Consider the following 1720-nt stretch of genomic DNA (forward strand, 5'->3'; position numbering starts at 1 on the left):
TCTACCTCTCTAAAATAATAAATATAGCATGTTGTCCCAATAGTTTCGATGATTGTCCTTAAGGACAATTTTATTATTTGATTTTTCCTATCATGATTCGAGTATGACTCAATGATTGGATCTGGAATATGAATAAAATTTTAAGTAGCTCTGTTATTGCACTCTCTCTGGCAATGGCTTCAGTCCATTTATATGCGAAGGATCAGGTGGTTCAGCGAGATACTTCTAAAGTTACGCATATACAAGAAATTCGCAATGCAACGATTAAAGTAACCTATGCTGATACAACCTTTTTAATTGACCCAATGTTTGCTAAAAAAGGGTTCTATGAAGGTTTCCCCGATACTCATCGTAGCTATTTACGGAACCCATTAGTCGATTTGCCTATCAAGCCCGAAACGATTTTAGAAGGTGTAGATGCGGTAATCGTGACCCATACCCATTTAGATCATTGGGATGATGCAGCACAAGCGACTATTCCGAAAAACATGCCGTTGTTTGTACAGAATAAAGAAGACCAGAAAATCATTCAGTCACAAGGCTTCAAAGATGTTCGTGTATTAACTCAAGCGACCTTTGAAGGGATTAAGCTCACTAAAACTGGTGGCCAACATGGTACTGATGCCATGTACCGTATTCCTAAGCTTAAAGCTGGATTAGGCGAAGCAATGGGGGTGGTATTTGAAGCTGCTGGTCATGAAACTGTTTATGTAGCAGGAGATACCATCTGGCGTTCTGAAGTTGATCAAGCGATTCAAACATTTAAACCTGATGTGATTGTCTTGAATACAGGTAACGCCTTGGTTGATGGCTTTAAAGAATCCATTATTATGGGCAAAGAAGATACTTATCATGCAACTCAGAAAGCACCAAATGCTAAAGTGGTTGCTGTTCACATGGATGCAATTAACCACATGTCGGTAACACGTGCTGAGCTTGCAGATTACGTAAAGGACAAAGGAATCCAAGATAAGGTTTTAATTCCTATCGATGGTGAAACGCTTTCTTTCTAAAGTGACTTAAAGAAGTGGAAGCATTCCACTTCTTTAAAACATAAGTAGAACAAAACAAATATTAGTTAAGTAAAGGAATAGGTATGTCAAAATCAGCTTTATTAGTTATCGACTTACAAAATGAATATCTACCTACAGGTAAATTACCATTGGTAAATATTGAACAAGCTGCTGCTAATGCAGTGAAAGTAATTGCGAAAGCCCATCAACTGGGTACTCAAGTGATTCATGTCCAACATATTGCTGATGCTGAATCTCCTATATTTGAACCTAGCTCAAATGGTATTGAATTTCAGGACACAGTTAAGCCGCAAGAAGATGAAGCTGTAATCATTAAAAATCACATCAATGCGTTCTTAAATACGAATCTCAAAGAAATTTTAGATAGCAATCAAGTGACTGAGTTAGTCGTGATTGGTGCTATGACGCATATGTGTGTTGATGCTGCTGTTCGTGCTGCTTCTGATTTTGGTTATAAGGTAAAAGTGATACATGATGCTTGTGCAACACTAGACTTGGAATTTAATGGCGTTAAAGTACCTGCTGGTCATGTCCATGCAACATTAATGGCCGCTTTTGAATTTGCATATGCTCAAGTAATATCAACTGAAGATTATGTTAGCTAAAGACTAAGATTTCCTAAAATTAACATAATACACGTTATACGAAGGCAAAAATGGGAGCTATAAGCTCCCATTTTTAGTCTT

The 1720-nt window shown here is 37.4% G+C and carries 2 protein-coding genes; both read left to right on the plus strand.

The window, feature by feature from the left end:
- Positions 1-128: 128 nt before the first annotated feature.
- Positions 129-1013: an MBL fold metallo-hydrolase gene (locus tag FTV43_RS15320; protein ID WP_179991756.1), complete on the plus strand. Its 885-nt coding sequence runs from the start codon at positions 129-131 to the stop codon at positions 1011-1013.
- Positions 1014-1096: 83 nt separating this feature from the next.
- Positions 1097-1639, plus strand: a complete 543-nt coding sequence (locus tag FTV43_RS15325) for a cysteine hydrolase family protein (protein ID WP_044109724.1) — start codon at positions 1097-1099, stop codon at positions 1637-1639.
- Positions 1640-1720 lie beyond the last annotated feature (81 nt).

Origin of the sequence: Acinetobacter sp. YH16053 (assembly GCF_013417035.1) — a bacterium.
Taxonomy (GTDB): Bacteria; Pseudomonadota; Gammaproteobacteria; order Pseudomonadales; family Moraxellaceae; genus Acinetobacter; species Acinetobacter towneri.